At 64.3% G+C, this 21978-nt stretch carries 21 protein-coding genes; 5 read left to right on the forward strand and 16 right to left on the reverse strand.

Translation table 11 applies throughout. The features are described 5' to 3' along the window. Nucleotides 1-175 precede the first annotated feature (175 nt). The 16 genes from Q1V43_RS04550 to Q1V43_RS04625 form a co-directional block, all read right to left on the reverse strand. Nucleotides 176-682, reverse strand: coding sequence for a DUF2478 domain-containing protein (locus Q1V43_RS04550; RefSeq protein ID WP_300514476.1), 507 nt, complete (start codon nucleotides 680-682; stop codon nucleotides 176-178). Nucleotides 683-748: 66 nt separating this feature from the next. Beyond that, nucleotides 749-1447 (reverse strand): NapC/NirT family cytochrome c, encoded by a 699-nt coding sequence (locus Q1V43_RS04555; RefSeq protein ID WP_300514479.1) that lies wholly within the window; start codon nucleotides 1445-1447, stop codon nucleotides 749-751. Between the two features lie 30 nt (nucleotides 1448-1477). Further along, nucleotides 1478-1897, reverse strand: coding sequence for a nitrate reductase cytochrome c-type subunit (locus Q1V43_RS04560; protein ID WP_300514482.1), 420 nt, complete (start codon nucleotides 1895-1897; stop codon nucleotides 1478-1480). A 22-nt stretch (nucleotides 1898-1919) separates the two neighbouring features. Then, complete coding sequence (napH, locus tag Q1V43_RS04565; RefSeq protein WP_300514484.1) at nucleotides 1920-2843, reverse strand: quinol dehydrogenase ferredoxin subunit NapH; 924 nt, start codon at nucleotides 2841-2843, stop codon at nucleotides 1920-1922. After that, nucleotides 2840-3703 (reverse strand): ferredoxin-type protein NapG, encoded by an 864-nt coding sequence (napG, locus tag Q1V43_RS04570; RefSeq protein ID WP_300514486.1) that lies wholly within the window; start codon nucleotides 3701-3703, stop codon nucleotides 2840-2842. Before napG ends, napH begins: the two co-directional genes overlap by 4 nt. Before the next feature lie 35 nt (nucleotides 3704-3738). Next, on the reverse strand, nucleotides 3739-6240 hold the full coding sequence (gene napA, locus Q1V43_RS04575; RefSeq protein WP_300514488.1) for a nitrate reductase catalytic subunit NapA: 2502 nt from the start codon (nucleotides 6238-6240) through the stop codon (nucleotides 3739-3741). An 18-nt stretch (nucleotides 6241-6258) separates the two neighbouring features. Next, the gene (locus Q1V43_RS04580; RefSeq protein ID WP_300514490.1) at nucleotides 6259-6537 is read right to left on the reverse strand and encodes a chaperone NapD; all 279 of its coding nucleotides are present in this window, start codon (nucleotides 6535-6537) and stop codon (nucleotides 6259-6261) included. Beyond that, nucleotides 6531-7034: a ferredoxin-type protein NapF gene (napF, locus tag Q1V43_RS04585; RefSeq protein ID WP_300514492.1), complete on the reverse strand. Its 504-nt coding sequence runs from the start codon at nucleotides 7032-7034 to the stop codon at nucleotides 6531-6533. Before napF ends, Q1V43_RS04580 begins: the two co-directional genes overlap by 7 nt. 281 nt (nucleotides 7035-7315) lie before the next feature. Further along, nucleotides 7316-7561, reverse strand: a complete 246-nt coding sequence (locus Q1V43_RS04590) for a MoaD/ThiS family protein (protein WP_300514494.1) — start codon at nucleotides 7559-7561, stop codon at nucleotides 7316-7318. Further along, on the reverse strand, nucleotides 7561-9804 hold the full coding sequence (locus tag Q1V43_RS04595) for a xanthine dehydrogenase family protein molybdopterin-binding subunit (RefSeq protein WP_300514497.1): 2244 nt from the start codon (nucleotides 9802-9804) through the stop codon (nucleotides 7561-7563). The genes Q1V43_RS04590 and Q1V43_RS04595 overlap by 1 nt, the downstream gene beginning before the upstream one ends. Continuing rightward, on the reverse strand, nucleotides 9804-10295 hold the full coding sequence (locus tag Q1V43_RS04600) for a (2Fe-2S)-binding protein (protein ID WP_300514500.1): 492 nt from the start codon (nucleotides 10293-10295) through the stop codon (nucleotides 9804-9806). The genes Q1V43_RS04595 and Q1V43_RS04600 overlap by 1 nt, the downstream gene beginning before the upstream one ends. Continuing rightward, nucleotides 10292-11155, reverse strand: a complete 864-nt coding sequence (locus Q1V43_RS04605) for a xanthine dehydrogenase family protein subunit M (protein ID WP_300514502.1) — start codon at nucleotides 11153-11155, stop codon at nucleotides 10292-10294. Before Q1V43_RS04605 ends, Q1V43_RS04600 begins: the two co-directional genes overlap by 4 nt. A 132-nt stretch (nucleotides 11156-11287) precedes the next feature. Then, a complete protein-coding gene (gene glpK / locus Q1V43_RS04610) occupies nucleotides 11288-12748 on the reverse strand; it encodes a glycerol kinase GlpK (RefSeq protein ID WP_300514504.1) in 1461 nt (486 codons plus the stop codon). Further along, a complete protein-coding gene (glpD, locus tag Q1V43_RS04615; RefSeq protein ID WP_300514506.1) occupies nucleotides 12745-14217 on the reverse strand; it encodes a glycerol-3-phosphate dehydrogenase in 1473 nt (490 codons plus the stop codon). The genes glpK and glpD overlap by 4 nt, the downstream gene beginning before the upstream one ends. Nucleotides 14218-14244: 27 nt before the next feature. Beyond that, the gene (locus Q1V43_RS04620) at nucleotides 14245-15303 is read right to left on the reverse strand and encodes an ABC transporter ATP-binding protein (RefSeq protein ID WP_300514509.1); all 1059 of its coding nucleotides are present in this window, start codon (nucleotides 15301-15303) and stop codon (nucleotides 14245-14247) included. A gap of 20 nt (nucleotides 15304-15323) precedes the next feature. After that, nucleotides 15324-16103: an IclR family transcriptional regulator gene (locus Q1V43_RS04625; protein WP_300514512.1), complete on the reverse strand. Its 780-nt coding sequence runs from the start codon at nucleotides 16101-16103 to the stop codon at nucleotides 15324-15326. Between the two features lie 155 nt (nucleotides 16104-16258). Between Q1V43_RS04625 and Q1V43_RS04630 the strand changes: the two genes are divergently transcribed. The 5 genes from Q1V43_RS04630 to Q1V43_RS04650 form a co-directional block, all read left to right on the forward strand. Further along, the gene (locus Q1V43_RS04630) at nucleotides 16259-17509 is read left to right on the forward strand and encodes an ABC transporter substrate-binding protein (protein WP_300514514.1); all 1251 of its coding nucleotides are present in this window, start codon (nucleotides 16259-16261) and stop codon (nucleotides 17507-17509) included. A gap of 113 nt (nucleotides 17510-17622) precedes the next feature. Further along, entirely contained in the window at nucleotides 17623-18534 is a 912-nt protein-coding gene (locus Q1V43_RS04635) for a sugar ABC transporter permease (protein WP_300514516.1), read from the forward strand. A gap of 30 nt (nucleotides 18535-18564) precedes the next feature. Then, nucleotides 18565-19413, forward strand: coding sequence for a carbohydrate ABC transporter permease (locus Q1V43_RS04640; RefSeq protein ID WP_300514519.1), 849 nt, complete (start codon nucleotides 18565-18567; stop codon nucleotides 19411-19413). Then, nucleotides 19410-21494 carry an alpha-galactosidase gene (locus Q1V43_RS04645; protein WP_300514521.1) on the forward strand — a complete coding sequence of 695 codons (2085 nt, stop codon included), beginning with the start codon at nucleotides 19410-19412 and terminating at the stop codon, nucleotides 21492-21494. The genes Q1V43_RS04640 and Q1V43_RS04645 overlap by 4 nt, the downstream gene beginning before the upstream one ends. Further along, nucleotides 21491-21978: dihydroxy-acid dehydratase (locus tag Q1V43_RS04650; RefSeq protein WP_300514524.1), on the forward strand; the 488-nt coding region annotated here is incomplete at its 3' end. The genes Q1V43_RS04645 and Q1V43_RS04650, both read left to right, overlap by 4 nt.

Below are 21978 nucleotides of genomic sequence, written 5' to 3' on the forward strand. Positions count from 1 at the left end.
ATCCCCTCATTCGACATGTGGATCAGGAAGGCCGCGCAGGTGATCGCGGGCGAGATCGCCTGTGGCACAGGAGTTTGCGGCGGGTTCGAAATCTCCGGCGGTGCACTGGACGCTTTCCCGAAGGCAGGAATTTCCCTGCCCGGCGTCCGTTCACCCACCTCAAGGAAGGGTGTGCTCAGGCCAGGGCGCCGTTCAGCCAGGCCAGAACCTTGTTCGTGTCCGAGGCAAGCTCTTCGGCGCCGCCGCTGCTGAAAACATCGAAGGCGTCGCGGTTCAGCTTGTTGACGCCGACCAGCACGGGAATGTTCTTTTCCAGCGCCATGGCAATGGCGTCGCGAAAGCCGCGTCCTTCGGCCTCGTGCTTGCCGAATTTGTTGACGAGCAGAAGGTCAATTCCACCTTGTCCCAGCGCCTGTTCGGTCAAGATCACGGCCTGTTCCAACGCGTCGGTATCCAGGCGGCAGCCGCGCGCCTCGATGCCGCGGAATTGCGAGATGCGGATGGTTGGCCCATCGGGCAGGACCTGCACGTCCATGTCGCATTTTCCGCCGTCGTCGCGGTCGGTGTCGATCTGAACGGTGCCGGCGATGCGCACGCCGCGCGTGGCCAATTGGGCCGCGATATCGGCCAGGAGCAGGTTGGTCTCGCCCCGGCCTGGCGCAATGGTGAAGGCAAATTTCATCGGTTCGGTCCTTGCAGAAAAAGGGGCGGGCCAAACGACCCGCCCCCTCGAGCCAGTTTTGCAGGCTCAGTTGTTGACGGCAAGATAGCCTTCCAGCTCGGCGGCCTGTCGTTCGCGGCCCGGCATGGAGGGGAGTTCCCCGGAGGCGGCAAGTTTGTCGACGACCTCTTCATAGCGCTCCTGCCAGCCTTCCGGCAGCTTGTGCGCAATGCCCTGGTGGCAGTCGATACAGGTCTTGCCTTCGTCCAGCGCGATCTGGTGGTTGTCGCCGGCACGGGTCTGCTGCTGCGTGAAGTCCATGTAGTCGAACTCATGACAGTTGCGGCATTCGCGGCTATCGGTGCGCTTCATCGCGGTCCAGACGCGACCGGCCATGTACAATCGATTGTCCTCGAACTTCTCGGGTGTATCGATCACACCGGTGATGAAGTGACCGTAGAGCTCACGCGAGGCCTGGATCTTGCGAATGATCTTCGGCCACCAGTCCTTGGGAACGTGGCAATCCGGGCATGTGGCGCGCACACCCGAGCCGTTCAACTGGTGCACGGTACCTTCGTATTCGGCATAGACGTTCTCCTCCATCTCGTGGCACGAGATGCAGAACTCCTCGTTGTTGGTCGCCTCAAGCGCCCAGTGGAAGCCCCCCCAGAACATGATCCCGACAACGAAGCCGATGATCATGAGGAAGCCCAGTGAAATGACGCCTGACGGCGACCAGAAGAAGCGCCAGAAGCGGCGGATGTAACCGGGTTTCGATTCAGACATGTCCCTTTTCCTTTCCCTCGCTCAACGGCTTCAGTTCGACGGCTCGAAAGTGTTTTCCACCAGCGCGGGCGCGTCGGCCTGGGGCACGTGGCACTGGTTGCAGAACCAGCGCGTGCCGGCCACCGTGTCCAGCTGGTTGCCTTCGCGGTCCTGATAGTGGGTCATCGACAGGGTCGGTGCATTCCGTTCGCCTGCGTTGGTCCAGTCATGACAGGACAGGCAGCGGTTCGCCTTCAGGTCGACCTGGTACTGGTCGACCGAATGGGGAATCAGCGGCGGCTGTTGACGATAGTTGCGCGTAAAACGGCCTTCGTCCTGCTGGAACACATCCTCGACCGCGACCGGTTCGGCCACGCCGGCCCCGCGCAGGGTCTCGACGCTCTGCGCGACGGCGATACTGCTGAACAGGACCGAGGCCGCGATGGCGCTTGTAAAGAAGATCTTTTTCATGGGGCTATCTCCCGTGGTTGTCTCAGGCCGCGCGACTGGCCGTGGATTGGTGTTTGGGTTTCCGGCGTGCCGCGCGCGCGGGGGCCGGGGTTTCATCGAACCGCGTGGTAAAGCGGAAAACGTCCGGTGCGCAGACATCCACGCACCGGCCGCAATTGGTGCAGTCGGCAGAGAGGATCAGCGGCGTTTCCTCCTCCGTCCCGCGCAGGGCGGGGGTAATGACGTGCATTTCGGGGCAGACGGCGAAGCAATCCATGCAGTCGTCGCAGTCCGCGCGTTTGGTTGCGCTGACGCGCAGGATCGAGCGGGCGCCAAGCAGGCCATAGAAGGCGCCGACCGGGCAGAGGTGGCCGCACCAGCCGCGGCGCGACACGAACAGGTCGAACAGGAACACGGCGGCCACGAAACTCCAGGCCGCCCCCATGCCGAAGATCAGCCCGCGGTGCAGCATCGAGATCGGGTTCACCAGCTCCCAGGCGACCGTGCCGCCCAGGGCCGAGACCGCCAGAACCATGGCCATGACCCAGTAACGGGTCGCGCGTTTCGGCTGCCAGCCTTTCTGCATTCCCAGTTTGTCATGCAGCCAGTGCGCCCCGTCCGTGACCGGGTTGATCGGGCAGACCCAGCTGCAATAGACCCGCCCGCCAATCAGGGCGTAGGCGACCGCGACGATCACCGCGCCGATCAGGGCCGTGGTTTCGGGCCAATGCCGGGCGGCCAGCATCTGCACCGTGATGAACGGGTCCGTCAGGGGCAGGAAATTGAAGGTCATCGAGGCCGACAGGTTGCCCTTGACCCACCAGATGCCGAACCAGGGGCCCAGCATGAACAGGCCCAGGAATACGGCCTGGCTGAGGCGGCGCAGCACCAGGAACCTGTGCGCCTTCCACCAGCCTTTTTCGTCGATTGCCTCGCGGCCGACAGGAAGCTTGCGGGTCTCACTCATTGCGAAGCCCCCCCTGTTCCGGGAAGGTTGAAGCCGGGGTTGAATCCGCCCTCCATCGAAGGATCGGGCATCGTGTCATAGAAGCCGCCGGGCGCGACCAGGTTGTCGGTGCCGGGGCCGGGCAGGCGGTCGGGCAGGTCGATCAGCTCGTCGAGCAGCGGTTCGCGGTCCTCCCAACCCAGTTTGTAGTGATCTGCCGCTTTGGCCGTGGCCAGGCGGACTGGCAGCACCTTGATGGCGCTTTCGTTGGGCAGAACGCAGGATTTCTCGCATTTGCCGCAGCCGGTGCAGGCATCGCTGTGCACCACGGGCATGAAGATCGCGTGCGCGCCGGAGCGCTGGTTGTGCGACAGCTCCAGAGTGATCGCCTCGTCGATGAGGGGACAGACCCGGTAGCAGACATCGCAGCGCAGACCGAGCGCATTCAGGCAGCGTTCCTCGTCGATCAGGACCGCCAGGCCCATGTCGGCGTCGTCGATATTCGTGAGGCTCTTGTCCAGCGCACCCGAGGGGCAGGCTGCGACACATGGAATGTCCTCGCACATCTCGCAGGGGATGTCGCGGGCCGTGAAGAAGGGGGTGCCGGTGGCGGGGCCGTCCAGGCCCAGCTCGGCCAGTTTCAGCGTGTCATAGGGGCAATCCCGCACGCAAAGGCCGCAACGGAGGCACGCGGCCAGGAAATCCTCCTCCGGAAGGGCGCCGGGGGGGCGGATCGCCTGGGCAGGAAGGGCACGGGCATCCGTTGCGAATTTTGTCAGCGCCATGCCCGCCACCGCGCAGCCCGCGGCCACCCGGGCCGCATCCTGCAGGAAGCGGCGCCGATCCATGGCACTGGGGTTGCGTTTCGTGGCGGCGGACATGGTCTTATCCTATTGTTATCGTTCAGACTTCGCGATCAGGCGCGTTCAACCTTGCAGGCGCATTTCTTGAAGTCGGTCTCTTTCGAGATCGGGCAGGTCGCGTCCAGGGTCAGCTTGTTGGTCAGCTGGCTCTCGTCGAACCAGGGCATGAAGACCGAACCGACCGGCGGCTTGTTCCGGCCGCGGGTTTCGACACGCGACAGAACCGAACCGCGACGGGTCGAGATCTCGATCTCCTGACCGCGACGCAGGCCGCGCGCCTTGGCGTCATCCGGGTGCATGTAGACCACGGCGGACGGGAAGGAGCGGTGCAGCTCGGGCACACGGCGGGTCATCGACCCGGAGTGCCAGTGCTCCAGCACGCGACCGGTGATCAGCCACAGGTCGAAATCGGCATCGGGTTCTTCCGGGGCGGGCTCGTAGGGGGCGAAGATGATGTTCGCCTTGCCGTCGGGCTTGCCGTAGAATTTCACACCCTCGCCGGCCTTCACATAGGGGTCATAGCCTTCGCGGAAGCGATAGAGCGTTTCCTTGCCGTCGACCACCGGCCAGCGCAGGCCGCGGGACTGGTGGTAGACCTCGAAATCGGCCAGGTCGTGTGCCTTGCCGCGCCCGAAGTAGGCGTATTCCTCGAACAGGCCCTTCTGCACGTAGAAGCCAAAGTGCTTGGCTTCGGCGTTGTCGAACCCATCGGCGGTTTCCGACAGCGGGTACTTGTTGACCGTGCCGTTCTCGAACAGGACCTCGAACAGAGTCTTGCCGCGCAGTTCGGGCTTCTGGGCCAGAAGCTCGTCGTCCCAGACCTCGTCGGTCGTGAAGCGCTTGGAGAATTCCATCACCTGCCAGACATCCGACTTGGCGTCGCCCGGGGCATCCACCTGCTGACGCCAGAACTGGGTGCGGCGTTCGGCGTTGCCATAGGCGCCTTCCTTCTCGACCCACATGGCAGTGGGCAGGATCAGGTCGGCGTTCATCGCGGTCACGGTCGGATAGGGGTCGGACACGGCGATGAAGTTTTCCGGGTTGCGATAGCCCGGGAAACCTTCTTCGTTGATGTTCGGCGCGGCCTGCAGGTTGTTTGTGCACTGCACCCAGTGGCAGTTCAGGTCGCCATCCTTCAACTTGCGGTGTTGCAGCACGGCGTGGAAGCCGGGCTTGCCGGGAATGGTCCCTTTCGGAACGCCCCATTTCGTTTCGCAGATGTCGCGGTGCTTCTCGTTCATGACCACCATGTCGGCGGGCAGGCGGTGGGCGAAGGTGCCGACCTCGCGCGCCGTACCACAGGCCGAGGGCTGACCGGTCAGCGAGAAGGGCGAGTTGCCCGGCTCGGAGATCTTGCCGACAAGAAGGTGCACGTTGTACATCAGACCGTTCACCCACGACCCGCGGGTATGCTGGTTGAAGCCCATGGTCCACAGCGACATCACCTTGCGGTTCGGATCGGCATATTGCTTGGCCAGACGCTCCAGCTGGGCGGCGGGAACGCCCGACAGCTCGGCGGTGTATTCCAGCGTGTATTTCGACACGGCCTCGGCATATTCCTCGAACGAGATCTTGGTCAGCTTGCCGTGCTTGCCCTCATGGGCCGGGTTGGCGGCGGTCTGTTCCAGCTCGTGGGTCGGGCGCAGGCCATAACCGATGTCGGTGGCGGTCTTGGTGATGTTGACGTAGTTCTCGACGAACTCCTGGTTCACGGCGCCGGTCGAGATGATGTAGTTGGCGATGTAGTTCAGGATCGCCAGGTCAGTCTGCGGCTTGAAGATCACGCCGTTGTCGGCCAGTTCGAAGGACCGGTGTTCGAAGGTCGAAAGCACGTGCACTTCGCAGCCCGGCTTGGTCAGGCGGGTGTCGGTCAGGCGCGACCACAGGATCGGGTGCATTTCGGCCATGTTGGAGCCCCAGAGCACGAAAGTGTCCGCATGCTCCAGGTCGTCATAGCAGCCCATCGGCTCGTCGATGCCGAAAGCGCGGATGAAGGCGGCCACGGCCGAGGCCATGCAGTGACGCGCGTTCGGGTCGATATTGTTCGAGCGGATACCGGCCTTCATGAACTTGGCGGCGGCATAACCTTCCCAGACAGTCCACTGGCCGGAGCCGAACATGGACACGGCGCTGGGGCCTTTCTCGCGCAGCGAAGCTTTCCACTTCTCGGCCATCACGTCGAAGGCTTCGTCCCAGCTGACCGGCTCGAAGTCGCCATTCTTGTCGTAGACGCCGTTGGTCTTGCGCAAAAGCGGGGTGGTCAGGCGGTCCTGGCCGTACATGATCTTGGACAGGAAGTAGCCCTTGATGCAGTTCAGACCGCGGTTCACCGGAGAATCCGGGTCGCCCTGGGTGGCGACGACGCGGCCGTCCTTGGTGCCGACCAGCACGGAACAGCCGGTGCCGCAGAAGCGGCAGGCCGCCTTGTCCCAACGGATGTCGGGCCTGCGCGGTTGTGCGGTTGCGCCATTTGGCAGGGTGATGCCGGCGGCCGACGCCGTTGCGGCGGCGGCCGAGGCCTTGAGGAACGAGCGGCGGGACGTGGACGCTGTCATGTTGTGGGTCTCCCGGGTTCAGTGTTTCGTTGACGAAGCGGCGTCGACGTAACCAGTTTCGCCGTCGAGCTCTTCGAAAGAGTGATAGGTAAGCGTGACAGTGATCACGCCGGGGATCTGGTGCATGTCCATGATCTGGTCCGAGGCGCGCTTGTCCTCGGTATCCTCGACCGTGACGACAATGCGTCCGTCTTCATGGGCGTGAACTTCGCCGCCGTCGGTCGCGTCAATGGCCGCGACGACCTCTTCGGTCTTCTCGGGCGTCGTGTGGACCAGGCAGCCGCAGATGTTCAGCATGGGCGGGCCTCCGTTTCGGGTTTGAACTGGACAAGGGTGATGGCGCCGACCGGACAGGGGGCAATGCAACCCCCGCAGCCGGTACAGCTGTCGCGGTCAAGCGACATGTCGGCAAGCCCGCCGGGTTTCAGCTGGAAGCGGATCGCGCGGGCGTCGCAGAAATCCTGACAGGTGCGGCAATGTACGCCCTGATCGGACAGGCAGTTGTCGCCCACCTGGGCGCGCCAGAGCCAAGGCGTCCCGGCGTTTAGGGCACCGGGTTCGCAGGCGTCGATGCAGGCGTTGCAGAAGGTGCATTCGCCTTCCGCAAAGGACAGGACCGGAAAGCCTTCGCCGTCGCGCAGGATGATCCCTTCGGGACAGGCCCGCGCACAGTCGCCGCACTGGGTGCAGGCGTCGTGGAACGAAACGTCTCCGGCGGCTCCGGGGGGGCGTTGGACGGGCGCCTCTGTCACCTTTCCCCTGAGAAGGGCACGTCTTGAGGGCTGTGCGTTCACTGGTCCTATGCTCGCTTGCAATCTGCTGGCTCACATTTTCATAGGACGGAACGGCCCGCGACATCTTGACCTAGATCAATGATTGAGCCGTTTTTTTCTATTTGAAATCAGTAATTTACACATTCACTATTTTGAATATTAGGGGCAGGATCCGCATCAATGCTTTGAAAGCTCACACTTTTTCGTGATCAGAGCTTGTAACGCAAGTGAAGGATACAGGTTTTCTGCATTTGCATCTTAACCTGTTCAAAATGTGGTGTGGTACATCCGAGTCGCGCGACTCAGCCGCCCCGGAACTGCTGCAGGATAAAGACTTCGCTATCCGGACGGACCGGGTGGTGCAGGGCACGCTGCACGATCTCGTCATCCACGGCGACGGACACGCCTGCCTTAATGACCGGATCAAGGCCCGGGTGAGCCTTGACCAGTTCTTGCAGAACCTCGCCGACGGTCGAGGCTTCGACCTCGACCACCTCGGCCCCGTCGGTGAACCGGCGCAGGCCGGACCAGAGGTTCACCGCGACCATCAGCTGACGCCCTTGCCCTGGATCGCGCGCAGAACGCGTGGGGGGGACATCGGCAGGCGGGTCATGCGGTGGCCGGTGGCATGGCTCACCGCGCAGGCGATGGCCGGAAGCGGAGGGGTAATGCCCGTCTCGCCCACGCCACGCACGCCATAGGGATGGCCGGGGTTCGGCACTTCGACGATCACCGTGTCGATCATCGGCAGGTCCGAGGCGACCGGGATGCGGTAATCGAGGAACACGTCGTTCTGCAACCGGCCATCCTCGCCGTAGATGTATTCCTCGTTCAGCGCCCAGCCGATGCCCTGCGCCGCGCCGCCCTGGAATTGCCCTTCGACATAATCCGGGTGGATTGCCTTGCCGGCGTCCTGGATCACCGTATAACGCGTGACCGTGCTGCGGCCGGTCTCCGGGTCCACATGCACATCGACGATATGGGTGCCGAAGCTGCCGCCGAAGCCGGTCGGGCTGGCGTCATGGTGGCCCGTGATCGGCCCGCCGGTCGAGCCCATTTCCCCGGCAATCTCGGCGATGCTCAAGGGCTCGAAGTCGCCCGCGTTCGGGCCTGACGGATGGGCCGCGCCGTCCTTCCATTCCACTGCGTCCACGTCGATGCCCCATTTGTCCGCCGCGCGCTGGCAGAGCTTGCCGATCGCTTCGCGGGCGGCCTCGATCGTGGCGAGGCCCGAGGCATAGGTCGCGCGTGACCCGTGGGTAGGTTCATTGACGCCCAGGGCGGCCGTATCCACCACGTTCACCCGCACATTCTCATAGGGGATGCCGATGGTCTCGGCGGCCATCAGTGCCATGGACGCTCGCGACCCGCCGATATCCGGCGTGCCGACGCCGACCTGCACCGTGCCGTCCTCGCCAATGGCCAGCGACACCGAGGTCTCACCGCCCCAGTTCATCCAGTAGCCGGAAGCAATGCCCCGCCCGGTGTTCTCGGCCAAGGGTGCCGAATAATGCGGATGCGCCTTGGCGGCTTCCAGTGTCTCGATCAGCCCCACAGCCTTGTATTTCGGCCCGAAGGAGCTGCGCGTGCCTTCCTTCACCGCGTTCTTCAGCCGGGCGTCGATCGGATCCAGCCCCAGCCCCTCGCAGAGCTCGTCAAACACGCTTTCCACCGCGAAGGCGCCCATCGGGGCCCCCGGCGCGCGGTAGGCGGCCTGTTTCGGACGGTTGGTCATCACGTCGAACCCTTCGTGATGCACGTTGTCGAGCTCATAGCAGGAAAAGGCCAGCATGGTGGTCATGTCCATCGGCGCGCCCGGGAAGGCGCCGCCCTGCATGCGGAAGGTGCCGGTGGCGGCAGTCAGCTTGCCGTCCTTGGTCATGCCCATCTTGACGTCCATCGAGGCGGACGCGGTCGGGCCGGAGGCTTTCAGCACTTCCGAGCGGCTCATCACCAGCTTGACCGGCTTGCCCGACTTGCGGCTCAGCGCCAGCGCAATCGGGTCGATGAACACGGTGGTCTTGCCTCCGAAGCCACCGCCGATCTCGGATGCGGTGACGCGCAGCTGCGTGGCCTCCAGACCCAGCAGCGCGGCGCACATGCGGCGCACGAACCAGTGGCCCTGGGTGCAGCACCACAGCTCGCCCTTGCCGTCCGTGCCCAGCTGGGCAAGGCAGGCGTGCGGTTCGATATAGCCCTGGTGCACGGCTTCGGTCTTGAAGCTGCGTTCGATGACCAGATCAGCCGCGGCAAAACCTGCCTCGACGTCACCCCGGCCGAATTCGGTGTAACGTACCACGTTCGGGTGCAAACCGTCCGGCACCGAATGGTCGGCCGCGCCGTCACGCAGCACCGGCGCGCCTTCGGCCATGGCGGCGTCCACGTCGGTCACATGGGGCAGGACTTCGTATTCCACGTCCACCAGCTTGGCCGCATCCTTGGCGATCAGCGCCGAGGTCGCGGCGACACCGGCCACCGCATGACCGTCATAAAGCACCTTTTCCCCGGCGATGGTGTTTTCCAGCAGGTTCCAGTCCTCGCCTTCCAGGTCTTGCGCGAAATCCGCCCGGGTGACGACGGCTTTCACCCCGTCCAGCGCCAGCGCCTTCGATGCGTCGATCCTGACGATGCGCGCGTGGGCATGGGGCGAGCGTACAACGGCGCCATGCAGCATCCCGGGCGCATAGGCGTCGGCGCCATAGCGCGCCTTGCCCGTCACCTTGTCCAGCCCGTCGGGACGTTCGGGGCGGGTGCCGATGTATTTGAAGTCGGTCTTGTTGTCCAAAGCCATTACACGCCCTCCCGCAGGTCCCTGGCGGTGGCCAGCACCGCGCGAATGATCTTGTCGTAGCCGGTGCAGCGGCAGAGGTTGCCGGCAAGCCAGTAACGCACCTCCTCCTCGCTTGGGTCCGGGTTCTTCTTCAGCAGCGCTTCCGTGGCGACCAGAATGCCCGGGGTACAGATGCCGCATTGCAGGGCGGCATGTTCGATGAACTTCGCCTGCAGCGGGTGCAGGTCGTTGCCCTCGGCCATGCCCTCGATGGTCTTGACCTCGCGGCCCTCGGCCTCGACCCCCAGCACAAGGCAGGAGCAGACCAGGCGGCCATCCAGCTGCACCGAACAGGCGCCGCAGTCGCCGGTGCCGCAGCCTTCCTTGGCCCCGGTCAGACCGAGCTTGTCGCGCAGGCAATCCAGCAGGGTTTCCCGCGGATCAGCGAGGAAATCGACGGGGTCGCCGTTCACGGTGGTGGTCACATGGGTTCTGGTGGGGATACGGGTCATTTCTCACCTCCGGCGCGGGCGTAAGCGATCCCGGCGGCGCGCTTGGCCAGAACGCCCGCCACATGGGTGCGGAACTCGATCGTGCCGCGTTTGTCGTCGATCGGGTTGCAGGCGGCAGAGGCGGCTTCGGCCAGGGCCTCCAGTGCGGCGTCGTCCAGCGTTGTCCCGATCAGCGCCTTGGCGGCCTCCTTGACCAGCAGGACGGTCGGGGCCACCGCGCCCAGCGAGACACGCGCGTCGGTGATCGTATCGCCATCGCGCGTCAGGTTCACCGCGCAGCCGACCACCGCGATGTCCATTTCCGTGCGCGGGATGAAGCGCAGGTAGGCGTCGCCCCCGTTCTCACCCCGCGCGGGGATGTTCACGGCGCTGACCACCTCGCCCCGGGCCAGCGTGGTGCGGCCCGGGCCCGCGGGCACGTCCTCGACGGCGACCTCGCGGCTGCCATCCGGGCCGGTCACGGTGACGGTTGCACCGGCGGCAATCATGCCTGGCACGCTGTCGGCGGCGGGCGAGCCATTGCACAGGTTGCCCACCAGCGTGGCGCGGCCCTGCACCTGGGTCGATCCGATCAGGTCCATGCCTTCGACAATGCCGGGCCAATCCGCCATCAGCTCCGCGTGTTCGGTCATCTCGGCCCCGGCGACGGCGACCCCCAGGGTCCAGGAGCCATCCGCGTTGCGGGTGATCGCCTTCACGCCGGGAATGTGCTTGATATCAATCAGGTCGTCCGGCGTGACAATATCGGCGCGCAGCTGCACAAGCACATCGGTGCCGCCCGCCAGAAACCGCGTGGTTCCGGTTGCCTCGGCGGCAATACGGGACGCATCCGCAAAGGATGCGGGTGTGTGGTAGTTCATGTCGTCTCCCTGGCTAGCCGCGTCTTTGCGCGAATCCTCGACAGAGTGGGAGCCTATCTTACCCGGTATGAATGTCGATCACGAAATCGACCCCGCCCGGGGCAATCGGGCGGGTGTCGGGCGGGCCGGCTGTCAGCCCCCCGTGAGCGTGCGTTTCACCGCGTCCTTCCAGGCGGCGACACGCGCGGCGCGCGTGGCCTTGTCCATGTCCGGGGTGAAGGTCCGGTCCAGCGCCCAGGTCGCGGCAAAGCCCGCCTGGTCCGGGTAGACCCCGGCACGCATGCCGGCCAGCCAGGCCACGCCGAGGGCCGTGGTCTCCAGCACCCTGGGGCGGTCCACCGGCGCGCCGGTGATGTCGGCCAGAAACTGCATGGTCCAGTCCGAAGCCGTCATGCCCCCGTCCACCCGCAATGCGGCCCCATCGCCGGCCCCCATGTCGCCCTGCATCGCTTCAAGCAGGTCGCGGGTCTGAAACCCCACGCTTTCCAGCGCGGCACGGGCGAACTCGTTCGGGCCCGAGCTGCGCGTGAGCCCGTAGATTGCCCCGCGACAATCCGCATCCCAATAGGGCGCGCCCAAGCCCACGAAGGCAGGCACCAGGGTCAGCTCGGGTGCAGCGTCCGCGGCCATCGCTCCGGTCTGGGCGGCGTCCTCGATGATGCCCAGACCGTCGCGCAGCCATTGCACCACGGCGCCCGCAATGAAGATCGAGCCTTCCAGCGCATAGGTCGTCTTGCCGTCGAGCTGATAGGCCACCGTGGTCAGCAGGCGGTTTTGCGAGATCACCGGGGTGTCGCCCGTGTTGATCAGCGCGAAACATCCGGTGCCGTAGGTCGATTTCATCATCCCCGGTTCGAAACAGGCCTGGCCGATGGTGGCGGCCTGCTGGTCGCCTGCCACGCCCAGGATTGGAATGGGGGTGCCCAGCACATCCGTCACGCCAAAGTCGGATGCGCAGTCGCGCACTTCGGGCAGCATGGAGGTGGGAATGTTGAGAAGCGCGCAGATCTCTTCGTCCCAGCAGCCGCGATGGATGTCATAGAGCATCGTGCGCGCCGCGTTGGTGGCGTCGGTGACATGGGCGGAACCGCCGGTCAGCCGCCAGATCAGGAAGCTGTCCACGGTGCCGAAGGCCAGATCTCCGGCTTCGGCGCGGGTCCGTGCACCATCTACATTGTCAAGGATCCAGGCCAGTTTCGTGGCCGAGAAATAGGGGTCCAGCAAAAGCCCCGTGCGTGCCGTGACCAGCGCCTCGTGCCCCGCCGCTTTCAGCTCCGAACAGAAGTCGGACGTGCGCCGGTCCTGCCAGACGATCGCCTTGTGCACGGGTGTACCGGTGGCGCGGTCCCAGACCAGCGTGGTTTCGCGCTGGTTGGTGATGCCGATGGCGGTGATGTCGCGGCCCCCGGCGGCCTCGCGCATGGTGGCAAGGGTCGTGTCCCAGATTTCCTCGGCGTCGTGTTCGACCCAGCCGCTGGCCGGAAAATGCTGGGTAAATTCCTGCTGGGCCGTGGCGACGGGGCGCATGTCCCCATCAAAGACGATGGCGCGCGAGGACGTCGTGCCCTGGTCGATCGCTAGGATATGGGTCATGTGTTTTCCTCCATCCACGCGCCGACTGCCGCGCGCTGGGTCTCATTCAGCCTAAGCCCCAGTTTCGTGCGTCGCCAGAGCACATCTTCGCCGGTGCGCGCAAACTCGTGGTCGCGCAGGTAGGTCAATTCGGACTCGGTCAGCGTGGCGCCAAAGTCCCGGCCCAGACCCGCGGAGTCGCGCGCCGCACCCAGCATCCGGCGCGCACAGGTGCCATAGGTGTGCACCAGCCGATCGGCCCAGACCTCGGTCAGGAACGGGTATTCGCGCCGCAGCGCCGCCGCCAGCGCCGGGCCGCCATCCCAGGCAAAGTCCCCGCCCGGCAGGGGCACGCCGGCGGTCCAGCTGTGGCCATGGCCCAGCTTGGCCATCGCTGCCTCGGCCAGCTTGCGATAGGTGGTGATCTTGCCACCGAAGATGTTCAGCAGCGGGGCCGCGTCATCGTTCAGCGACAGAACATAGTCGCGCGTCGCCTGGGTCGCCGAACTGGCCCCGTCGTCATAGAGCGGCCGCACGCCGGAAAACCTCCAGACAATGTCCGCCATCGTGACCGGCTTGGCCAGGTATTCGGAAATGAGATCGCAGAGATACTGTGCCTCCTCGTCAGAGCAGTCCGCCGTGCCCGGATCACTGTCGTGGTCCAGGTCCGTGGTGCCGATCAGGGTGAAATCCCCCTCGTAGGGAATGGCAAAGACGATCCGGTTGTCGGCGCTTTGCAGGATATAGGGCTGGTCGTGGTCAAAGAGCTTGCGCGTCACGATATGGCTTCCGCGCACCAGCCGGATCCCTTCGCGCGAGCTCAGGCCCAGCGTGCCGGTGATCACGTCGGCGATCCACGGCCCGCCGGCGTTCACCAGCGTCTTGGCGCGGTGGGTGGCCGGGCCGTCCGGGCCTTCAACCTGCACCTCCCAATGGTCGGCATGGCGGGTCGCGCCAGTGACCTTGGTGCGGGTCAGGATCGTCGCGCCGCGGCTTGCCGCATCCACCGCGTTCAGCACCACCAGGCGCGCGTCCTGCACCCAGCAGTCGCTGTATTCGAACCCCTTGGTGAAGCTGTCTTTCAACACCTTGCCGGTCGGGTGGCTGCGCAGGTCCAGATCGCGGGTGGCGGGCAGGATCCTGCGCCCGCCCAGGTGGTCATACATGAACAGACCCAGCCGGATCAGCCAACTGGGTCGCAGCCCCTTGTGGTAGGGCAGCACGAAACGCATCGGCCAGCTGATGTGGGGCATCGCCTCCAGCAGCACTTCGCGCTCTTTCAGCGCCTTTCGCACCAGGCCGAATTCGTAATATTCCAGATAGCGCAGCCCGCCATGGAACAGCTTGGACGAGGCCGAACTGGTCGCCTGCGCCAGGTCGCCCATTTCGGCCAGGGTCACGGAAAGGCCGCGCCCGGCGGCATCGCGGGCGATGCCGCAGCCGTTCACCCCGCCTCCGATGACGAACAGATCGACGGTATTCTCGCTCATGGAGCCTTCCCTTGGATTGCCGTGCCGTTAACGCAACCGCGCTTCGGTGTCGGGGTCGAAAAACATAGCTGTTTGCGGATCGAAATCAATGCTGACCCTGGTGCCCGCGGGTTGTACCTCGTCGCCCTTGGTCTCGACCACGATCTTCTCGCCGGTGGGGGTGGTCAGATAGTCATAGGCCACGCCGCCCAGACGCTCCGAGATATCCACCTCGACCGGCGACCTGTCGTCGGCCGCCAGAACCAGGTTCTGCGGGCGCAGCCCCACGGTGACAGGGCCGTCGGGCAGGGCAACGGGGGTCTCGATCACCTTGCCGCCCAGGGCCGGGAGGGTGACTTTGCCACCGGCTGCCGTCCCGTTCACGAAATTCATCGACGGAGAGCCGATGAACCCGGCCACGAACTTGTTGTCCGGATCCTGATAGAGGTCCATCGGGCTGCCGACCTGTTCGATCCTGCCCGCACGCAGCACCACGATCTTGTCGGCCAGGGTCATCGCCTCGACCTGGTCATGGGTGACGTAGATCATCGTTGCGTCGAGTTCCTTGTGCAGGCGGGCGATCTCCACCCGCATGTCGACGCGCAGTTCGGCGTCGAGGTTGGACAGCGGTTCGTCGAACAGGAACACCTCGGGTCCGCGGGTGATGGCGCGGCCGATGGCGACGCGCTGGCGTTGTCCGCCCGACAGGGCCTTGGGCTTGCGCCGCATGTAATCGCCCAGTTGCAGGATCTCGGCGGCGCGGCCCACCTTCTCGGCCACTTCCGCCTTGGGTACGCCGTTCATTTTCAGCCCAAAGCCCATGTTTTCTTCCACCGTCATGTGGGGGTAGAGCGCATAGGTCTGAAACACCATTGCGACGCCACGGTCGGCCGGGTCGGCTTTGGTCACGTCGCGCGCACCAATCTGAATGGTGCCTTCGGTGGTTTCCTCCAGCCCCGCAATCATGCGCAACAGCGTGGACTTGCCGCAGCCCGAGGGGCCGACGAAGACGCAAAACTCGCCATGTTCGATTTCAAGGTCGACTCCATGGATGACCTGCACGTCGCCATAGCGTTTGATGGCCTTGGTAAGGGTAACTCCGGACATTGGTATCTCTCCGTTCGGGTTCAGGCGGGGAACTGCCAGTGGGTGGCTTCGGCCCCGATCTTTTCTGCGGTTTCCAGAAGGGGGGCGCGGAACGCGTCGAGCCCTTCCAGCGTGTGGCGGGTGGTGGCCGTGGCGATCGACAGGGCGCCGATCACGCGGCCATTGGTGGACAGGATCGGCACGGCGATCGAGATGATGCCTTCCTCGTGTTCTTCGCGGTCGTGGGCGAAGCCGGTGGTGCGTATGCGATCGAGCTCGGCGACCAAAGCATCGGCATCGGTCAGGGTTGCGTTGGTGTACCGGAAATAGGCTTGCTGTTTCAGCGCCAGTTGCAACCGCTTCGGCGCCAGGAAGGCCAGCATCGCCTTGCCGACCCCGGTGCAATAGGCGGGGGCCACCTTGCCGACCTGGGCCAGGGTCTCGAACCGGTCGGTGGCCTGCAGCTTGTCGACGAACAGGACCTGCCCCTGGTCGATCTGCGCCAGGTGCACGGTTTCCCCCACCTGCGCGGCCAGTTCCTCGACAAAGGGGCGCGCGATCGGCGCGAGCGAAGCGGTTTTCCACGCTGCATGGGCCAGCCGCATCAGCCGCCCGCCCAGGGAATAGGTGCCGTCGCCCTCGTTGAATTCCAGCATGTGCTGATTCGTCAGCGTCTGGAGCAGGCGGTAGGCGGTGGCCTTTGGGTGAGGGGACTTCGCCAGAATGTCGATAAAACGCACCGGGCGGCCGAACTCGGCCACAAGGTCAAGCATTTCCAATGCTTTACCAACTGTCCCGTCTGATTTCGCGGTGGCGTTCATCTGTGTCTTCCTCCCTGTTCCGGCGGCGGCCTGCCCCACGAAACTGTTGACAACGATAGCTTCTCGTTGCAGTGTTTTCAATAGTTGAGATAAGGTTTCATTATTTGGAACCAAAAAGTCAACACCGAATTGACCGGAACAACAGGGAGGAAACCATGTTCCATAAGTTCACAAAGGCTGTGGCTGCCTTGGCGCTGACCACTGGCCTCGTCACCCCCGCAATGGCCGAGCTGTCGGGCACGCTGCGCATCATCTCGGACATGTCGAACCCGGCGCCGCGCGCCATCATCGAAGGGCTTGCCGCCGACTTTGACGCCATGCACCCGGACCTGACGGTCGAGCTGGAGGTGGTCGACCGCGACGCATGGAAAAGCCAGATCCGCAACGCTCTGACGGCCAATCCGCCGGACGTCGTCAACTGGTACGCTGCCAACCGCATGGGCCCCTATGTGCGTGCCGGCCTGTTCGAGGATGTCTCGGACATGTGGGAAGAGGGCGCTTTCCCCGGCCTTGAATCGGTCAAGGGTGCCATGACCATGGACGGCAAGCAGTGGGGCGTGCCCTATACCTACTACCAGTGGGGCATCTATTACCGCGAAGACATCTTCAAGGAGCTGGGCCTGACCGAACCGGCCACCTTCGAAGAAGAGGTCGCCAACTGTCAGGTTGTTCTGGATTCAGGCCGCAAGTGCTATTCGATCGGGTCCAAGTTCCTTTGGACCGCCGGCGGCTGGTTCGACTACATGAACATGCGCACCAACGGGTTCGATTTCCACATGCAGCTGGCACGTGGCGAGGTCGAGTGGACCTCGGATGAAGTGCGCGCGACCTTCGCCAACTGGCGCAGGCTGATCGACATGGGCGCCTTCGTCGACGACCACCAGACCTATTCCTGGCAGGAAGCGCTGCCCTTCGTCGTGAAAGGCGAGGCAACCGCCTATCTGATCGGAAACTTCGCGGTGCCGCACCTGCGTGAGGCCGGGCTGACAGACGATCAACTGGACTTCTACCAGTTCCCGAAAATCGGCGACTTCCCGATGGGTGAGGATGCCCCGACCGATACGTTCCACGTCGCGTCGAATGCTTCGAACAAGGAAGCCGCGCGCGCCTTCCTGCAGTATGTGACCTCGGTCGATGTTCAAACGGCGATCAACGGTCCCGATGGCCTGGGCCAGCTGCCGGTGAATGCCGACGCCAGCGTCGCGGATGACGAGTTCATCCAGCAGGGCTTCGAGATGCTGTCGGGCAACGCCCCCGGTGGTATCGCGCAGTTCTTCGACCGTGATTTCCCGGCCGAAATGGCCTCGGTCGGCATGGAAGGGCTGCAGGAATTCATGGTGTTCCCGGACAACCTGGACGACATCCTGAACCGTCTCGAAAGCGCCCGCAAGCGTATCTACAAGTAACCTGACCCCGGTGTCCCGCCTCTCCGGGCGGGGCACCGTTTTCCCTGACGCCCGCATGCCCTCGGCAAGCCCGATACAGGGGTTTCCCCAAGGCATGTTCTGGGAGGAGCACCATGTCCACCACGACCCCCGAACCCGGCTGGCTTCAACGCAACCGGATGACCATCACGCCGCTGCTTTTTCTTTTGCCCGGTGTCCTGTTCTTTCTGGTCTACGTAATCAGCCCGATCATCCAGAGCTTCAACATCTCGCTCTATGAATGGGACGGGCTGGGCGAAGCCACCTTCGTGGGGCTGCGCAACTACGAGGAACTGGCCTCCGACCGCGCCTTCGAAATCTCGCTCTGGAACAACCTGAAATGGCTGGCCCTGTACCTGCTGGCAATCCCGGCGGGCCTGTTCATCGCGCTGTTTCTGAACCAGAACGTGGTGGGCATTCGCCTCTACAAGTCGCTGTTCTTCTTTCCCTTCGTGATTTCGCAGGTGGTCGTGGGCCTGGTGTTCAGCTGGTTCTACCTCCCGCGCGAAGGGCTGCTGAACGCTGTCATCACCACCTTCGGCTTCGACCCGTTGAACATCCTTGGCGATCCGACGCTGGCCACCTACGGTATCATTGCCGCGGGCCTGTGGCCGCAGACCGCCTATTGCATGATCCTCTACCTCACCGGTCTCAATGCCGTGGACCCCGAACAGATCGAGGCCGGACGTCTGGACGGGGCAAAGGGTGTGCGCATGCTGTGGCACGTGATCCTGCCGCAGCTGAAACCGGCGACCTTCATCGCCTTTGTTGTTACCATTATCGGCGCGCTCAGATCCTTCGACCTGATCTCGATCATGACCAATGGCGGGCCGTTCGGGTCGACCCGCGTCCTGTCCTTCTACATGTTCGAAAAGGCCCTGTCCGAATACGGGTTCCGCATGGGCTATGGCTCGGCAATCGCGGTGGTGCTGTTCCTGATCATGCTGGTATTTATCGCCTATTTCCTGTGGTCCATGTACCGCGAAGAACGCGCCGCGCGCCGCTGAGCCCGCCGTTGAGCCCAAGGAGGATACGACATGTTCCCGACCCCGATCGAAAAACGCTCCCGCGGCGCGCAGATCTCCTACCAGGCACTTTTGCCCGTCGCGCTCCTGATGTGGCTCCTGCCGCTGGTTGCAGTGGCGCTGTTCTCGATCCGCCCGCTCGCGGATTTCACCAATGGCAACTACTGGGGTGTGCCCTCGTCCTTCGAGTTCTTCACCAACTACGGCAAGGTCTTTTTTGAAAGCGACATGCCGCGCTACATGCTGAACTCGTTCCTGATCACGGTCCCGACCGTGGTCGGCGCGGTGGCCCTGTCGACGATGACCGGATTTGCGCTGGGCATCTATCGATTTCGCGGCAACCTGCTGATTTTCTTCATGTTCATCGCGGGGAACTTCGTGCCGTTCCAGATCCTGATGGTGCCGGTGCGCGACCTGACCGTGTCCGCCGGACTCTATGATACCAAGATGGGGCTGGTGCTCTTTCACATCGCCTTCCAGACCGGGTTCTGCACGCTCTTCATGCGCAACTTCATCCGCGCGTTGCCCTTCGAACTGATCGAGGCCGCCCGGGTCGAGGGCATCGCCGAATGGCGCATCTTCTGGTTCGTCGTGCTTCCCCTGATGAAGCCCGCGCTGGCCGCGCTGGCGGTGCTGATCTTCACCTTCATCTGGAACGACTACTTCTGGGCCATCGTGCTGACGCAGGGGCCGGACGCGCAGCCCGTGACCGCAGGCATCACCTCGTTCAACTCGCAGTTTGTGGCGCAGTACCACCTGATGAGCGCGGGCTCGATCGTCGCGGCCATTCCCCCCGTTGCCATGTTCTTCCTGATGCAGCGCCACTTCATCGCCGGCCTGACCCTGGGGGCGGTGAAATGATCCGATGCTGGCGGCTTGACTGTTCCCGCCAGACCCTGGTTCTGGGATCGAAGCGGGACCGCCTGGCCGAGGTGCTCTACTGGGGGCCCCGGCTGAGCGACGGTGAAGACCTGGAGGCCATGTTCCAGGCCGGGCGTCTGGACGTGACCGGTGGCATGCTGGACGAAAACCCCGAACTGTCAATCTGCCCCGAGGCCACCCGCACCTTCCCCGGCCAACCCGGCATGATCCTGCAGCGCAGGGACGGCACGCCGATCCTGCCCAAGTTCTGTTATGTGGACGAGGCGCGGGACGGCGATGCGCTGACCCTGACCTATCGCGATGAGGGACACGGGCTGACCTACTCCGCCCGGTTCGAGATCGACCCGGTCACTCATGTTCTGACGGCGTACGCGCAGCTGGATACCGATGAACCGGTGCACCTGCACTGGCTGGCCTCCCCGGTCATGCCCGCCCCGCAGCACGCGGACGAAATGATCGACTTCAGCGGCCGCTGGTGTGGCGAGTTTCAGATGAACCACACCCCCTGGTCCGCCGGGATACGCTTTCGCGAGAACCGCTCGGGCCGGACCGGGCACGAGCATTTTCCCGGGCTGATCATCCCGGCCCGCGGTGCCACCAATGCGCGCGGCGAGGCCTGGGCCTTTCACCTCGGCTGGTCCGGCGGGCATCGCATGGTTGCCGAGGAACTGCCCGACGGCCGCCGTCAGGTGCAGTTCGGCCTTGCCACCGGGCTGATGTCCGAACCGCTGACCCATTTTCCCGCGCCGCCGCTCTACATGACCTATTCCGACGACGGGCTGAACGGCTGTGCCGTGGCGTTCCAGCGGCATTTGCGCGACCGGATCGTCACCTGGCCCGACCCGAATCGCCCGCGCCCGGTGCATTACAACTGCTGGGAGGCGGTCTATTTCGATCACAAGCTGGACGAGCTGAAAAAGATCGCCACCATGGCCGCCGATCTGGGCGCCGAACGTTTCGTTCTGGATGACGGCTGGTTCGGCAACCGCGATGACGACACACAGGCCCTGTCGGACTGGGAGGTCGACCCGCGCAAGTACCCGGATGGTCTGGGTCCGCTGATCGACCATGTGCATGCCGAGGCCATGTCCTTCGGCATCTGGTTCGAACCCGAGATGATCAATCCCAATTCGAACCTGTTCCGCGCCCATCCCGATTGGGTGCTGGGCGGCGAGGACCAGATCATGGGGCGCCAGCAGATGGCGCTGAACATGGCCCTGCCCGAGGTGCGCGATTTTCTGTTCGACCGGATTTCCGCAGTGCTGGCGGACAATGCGATCGACTATGTGAAATGGGACCACAACCGGGTGCTGCCCTTCCCGGATCAGGCCCAGACCCGCGGGTCTTACGATCTGATCGACCGCCTGCGCGCCGCCTTCCCGGCGGTCGAGATCGAAAGCTGCGCCTCGGGCGGAGGGCGGATCGACTTCGGCATTCTCAGCCGCACCCAGCGGGTCTGGCTGTCCGACAGCAATGACGCGCTGGAACGGCTCCGGATGCAGCACAATGCGGCCCTGTTCCTGCCCCTGTCCGTCACCGGCAGCCATGTCGGCCCGCGCCATTGCCACACCTCGGGGCGGGTGACGGACATCCGCTTCCGCGCCTGGGTGGCCGCCCAGCGCCACATGGGGTTCGAGATGGACCCGCGCGAGCTGACCGGGGATGAGGCCAATGTACTGCGCCAGGTCACGAGCTGGTGGAAAGCAAATCGCGCCTGGCTGGAGAAGGCCGACATCCTGCGCCTGGACAGCGCCGACCCGGCCATCGTCGCCGAACAGCAGCTCGAATGGGGCGGCGGCCGTTTCGTGGTCTTCGCGGGCAAGGCAGAGACTTCGGCGCAGATCGCACCCCGGCCCCTGCGGTTCACCCGCCTTTCGCCCGAGGCGATGTACCGGATCGACCTCGTGAACCGCGCCGATGCCCATCCCCTGTCGCGCGGTGATCAGGCAATCAAAATCGCGCCGCTGACCCTCAGCGGGGCCTATCTGACGAACCACGGCCTCACGCTCCCCTGGAGCTTCCCCGAGACCATGTGGGTGATCGAAGGAACACGTCTATGACGAATGACAACAATAATGACAGCAACGACACTCCCGCCGATACGATCCGCCGCAACCGCGCCTGGTATGGCAAGCTGGACCGCGACGGGTTCATTCACCGCAGCTGGATGAAGAACCAGGGCTTCCCGGATCACGCTTTCGACGGGCGCCCGGTGATCGGCATCTGCAACACCTGGTCGGAACTGACCCCCTGCAACTCCGGCCTGCGCGATCTGGCCGAAGGCGTGAAGCGCGGCGTGTGGGAGGCCGGGGGCTTCCCGGTCGAATTCCCGGTCATGTCCCTGGGCGAGACCCAGATGAAACCGACCGCCATGCTGTTTCGCAATCTCCTGGCAATGGATGTCGAGGAGTCGATCCGCGCCTATGGCATCGACGGCGTCGTGCTGCTGGGTGGCTGTGACAAGACCACGCCGGGCCAGTTGATGGGCGCGGCCTCCGTGGACCTGCCGAGCATCGTGGTCAGCTCCGGCCCGATGCTGAACGG

Origin of the sequence: Aliiroseovarius sp. (assembly GCF_030148435.1) — a bacterium.
GTDB lineage: Bacteria > Pseudomonadota > Alphaproteobacteria > Rhodobacterales > Rhodobacteraceae > JASBTN01.

What these genes read in the sequence shown, in the direction of transcription:
- napA (WP_300514488.1), bottom strand. Translation starts at nt 6,240, where the DNA reads ATGACAGCGTCCACGTCCCGCCGCTCGTTCCTCAAGGCCTCGGCCGCC.
- Q1V43_RS04555 (WP_300514479.1), bottom strand. Translation starts at nt 1,447, where the DNA reads ATGTCTGAATCGAAACCCGGTTACATCCGCCGCTTCTGGCGCTTCTTC.
- Q1V43_RS04625 (WP_300514512.1), bottom strand. Translation starts at nt 16,103, where the DNA reads ATGAACGCCACCGCGAAATCAGACGGGACAGTTGGTAAAGCATTGGAA.
- Q1V43_RS04605 (WP_300514502.1), bottom strand. Translation starts at nt 11,155, where the DNA reads ATGAACTACCACACACCCGCATCCTTTGCGGATGCGTCCCGTATTGCC.
- Q1V43_RS04590 (WP_300514494.1), bottom strand. Translation starts at nt 7,561, where the DNA reads ATGGTCGCGGTGAACCTCTGGTCCGGCCTGCGCCGGTTCACCGACGGG.
- Q1V43_RS04560 (WP_300514482.1), bottom strand. Translation starts at nt 1,897, where the DNA reads ATGAAAAAGATCTTCTTTACAAGCGCCATCGCGGCCTCGGTCCTGTTC.
- Q1V43_RS04550 (WP_300514476.1), bottom strand. Translation starts at nt 682, where the DNA reads ATGAAATTTGCCTTCACCATTGCGCCAGGCCGGGGCGAGACCAACCTG.
- glpD (WP_300514506.1), bottom strand. Translation starts at nt 14,217, where the DNA reads ATGAGCGAGAATACCGTCGATCTGTTCGTCATCGGAGGCGGGGTGAAC.
- napH (WP_300514484.1), bottom strand. Translation starts at nt 2,843, where the DNA reads ATGAGTGAGACCCGCAAGCTTCCTGTCGGCCGCGAGGCAATCGACGAA.
- Q1V43_RS04630 (WP_300514514.1), top strand. Translation starts at nt 16,259, where the DNA reads ATGTTCCATAAGTTCACAAAGGCTGTGGCTGCCTTGGCGCTGACCACT.
- Q1V43_RS04640 (WP_300514519.1), top strand. Translation starts at nt 18,565, where the DNA reads ATGTTCCCGACCCCGATCGAAAAACGCTCCCGCGGCGCGCAGATCTCC.
- Q1V43_RS04600 (WP_300514500.1), bottom strand. Translation starts at nt 10,295, where the DNA reads ATGACCCGTATCCCCACCAGAACCCATGTGACCACCACCGTGAACGGC.
- Q1V43_RS04620 (WP_300514509.1), bottom strand. Translation starts at nt 15,303, where the DNA reads ATGTCCGGAGTTACCCTTACCAAGGCCATCAAACGCTATGGCGACGTG.
- Q1V43_RS04595 (WP_300514497.1), bottom strand. Translation starts at nt 9,804, where the DNA reads ATGGCTTTGGACAACAAGACCGACTTCAAATACATCGGCACCCGCCCC.
- Q1V43_RS04645 (WP_300514521.1), top strand. Translation starts at nt 19,410, where the DNA reads ATGATCCGATGCTGGCGGCTTGACTGTTCCCGCCAGACCCTGGTTCTG.
- napG (WP_300514486.1), bottom strand. Translation starts at nt 3,703, where the DNA reads ATGTCCGCCGCCACGAAACGCAACCCCAGTGCCATGGATCGGCGCCGC.
- glpK (WP_300514504.1), bottom strand. Translation starts at nt 12,748, where the DNA reads ATGACCCATATCCTAGCGATCGACCAGGGCACGACGTCCTCGCGCGCC.
- Q1V43_RS04635 (WP_300514516.1), top strand. Translation starts at nt 17,623, where the DNA reads ATGTCCACCACGACCCCCGAACCCGGCTGGCTTCAACGCAACCGGATG.
- Q1V43_RS04580 (WP_300514490.1), bottom strand. Translation starts at nt 6,537, where the DNA reads ATGCTGAACATCTGCGGCTGCCTGGTCCACACGACGCCCGAGAAGACC.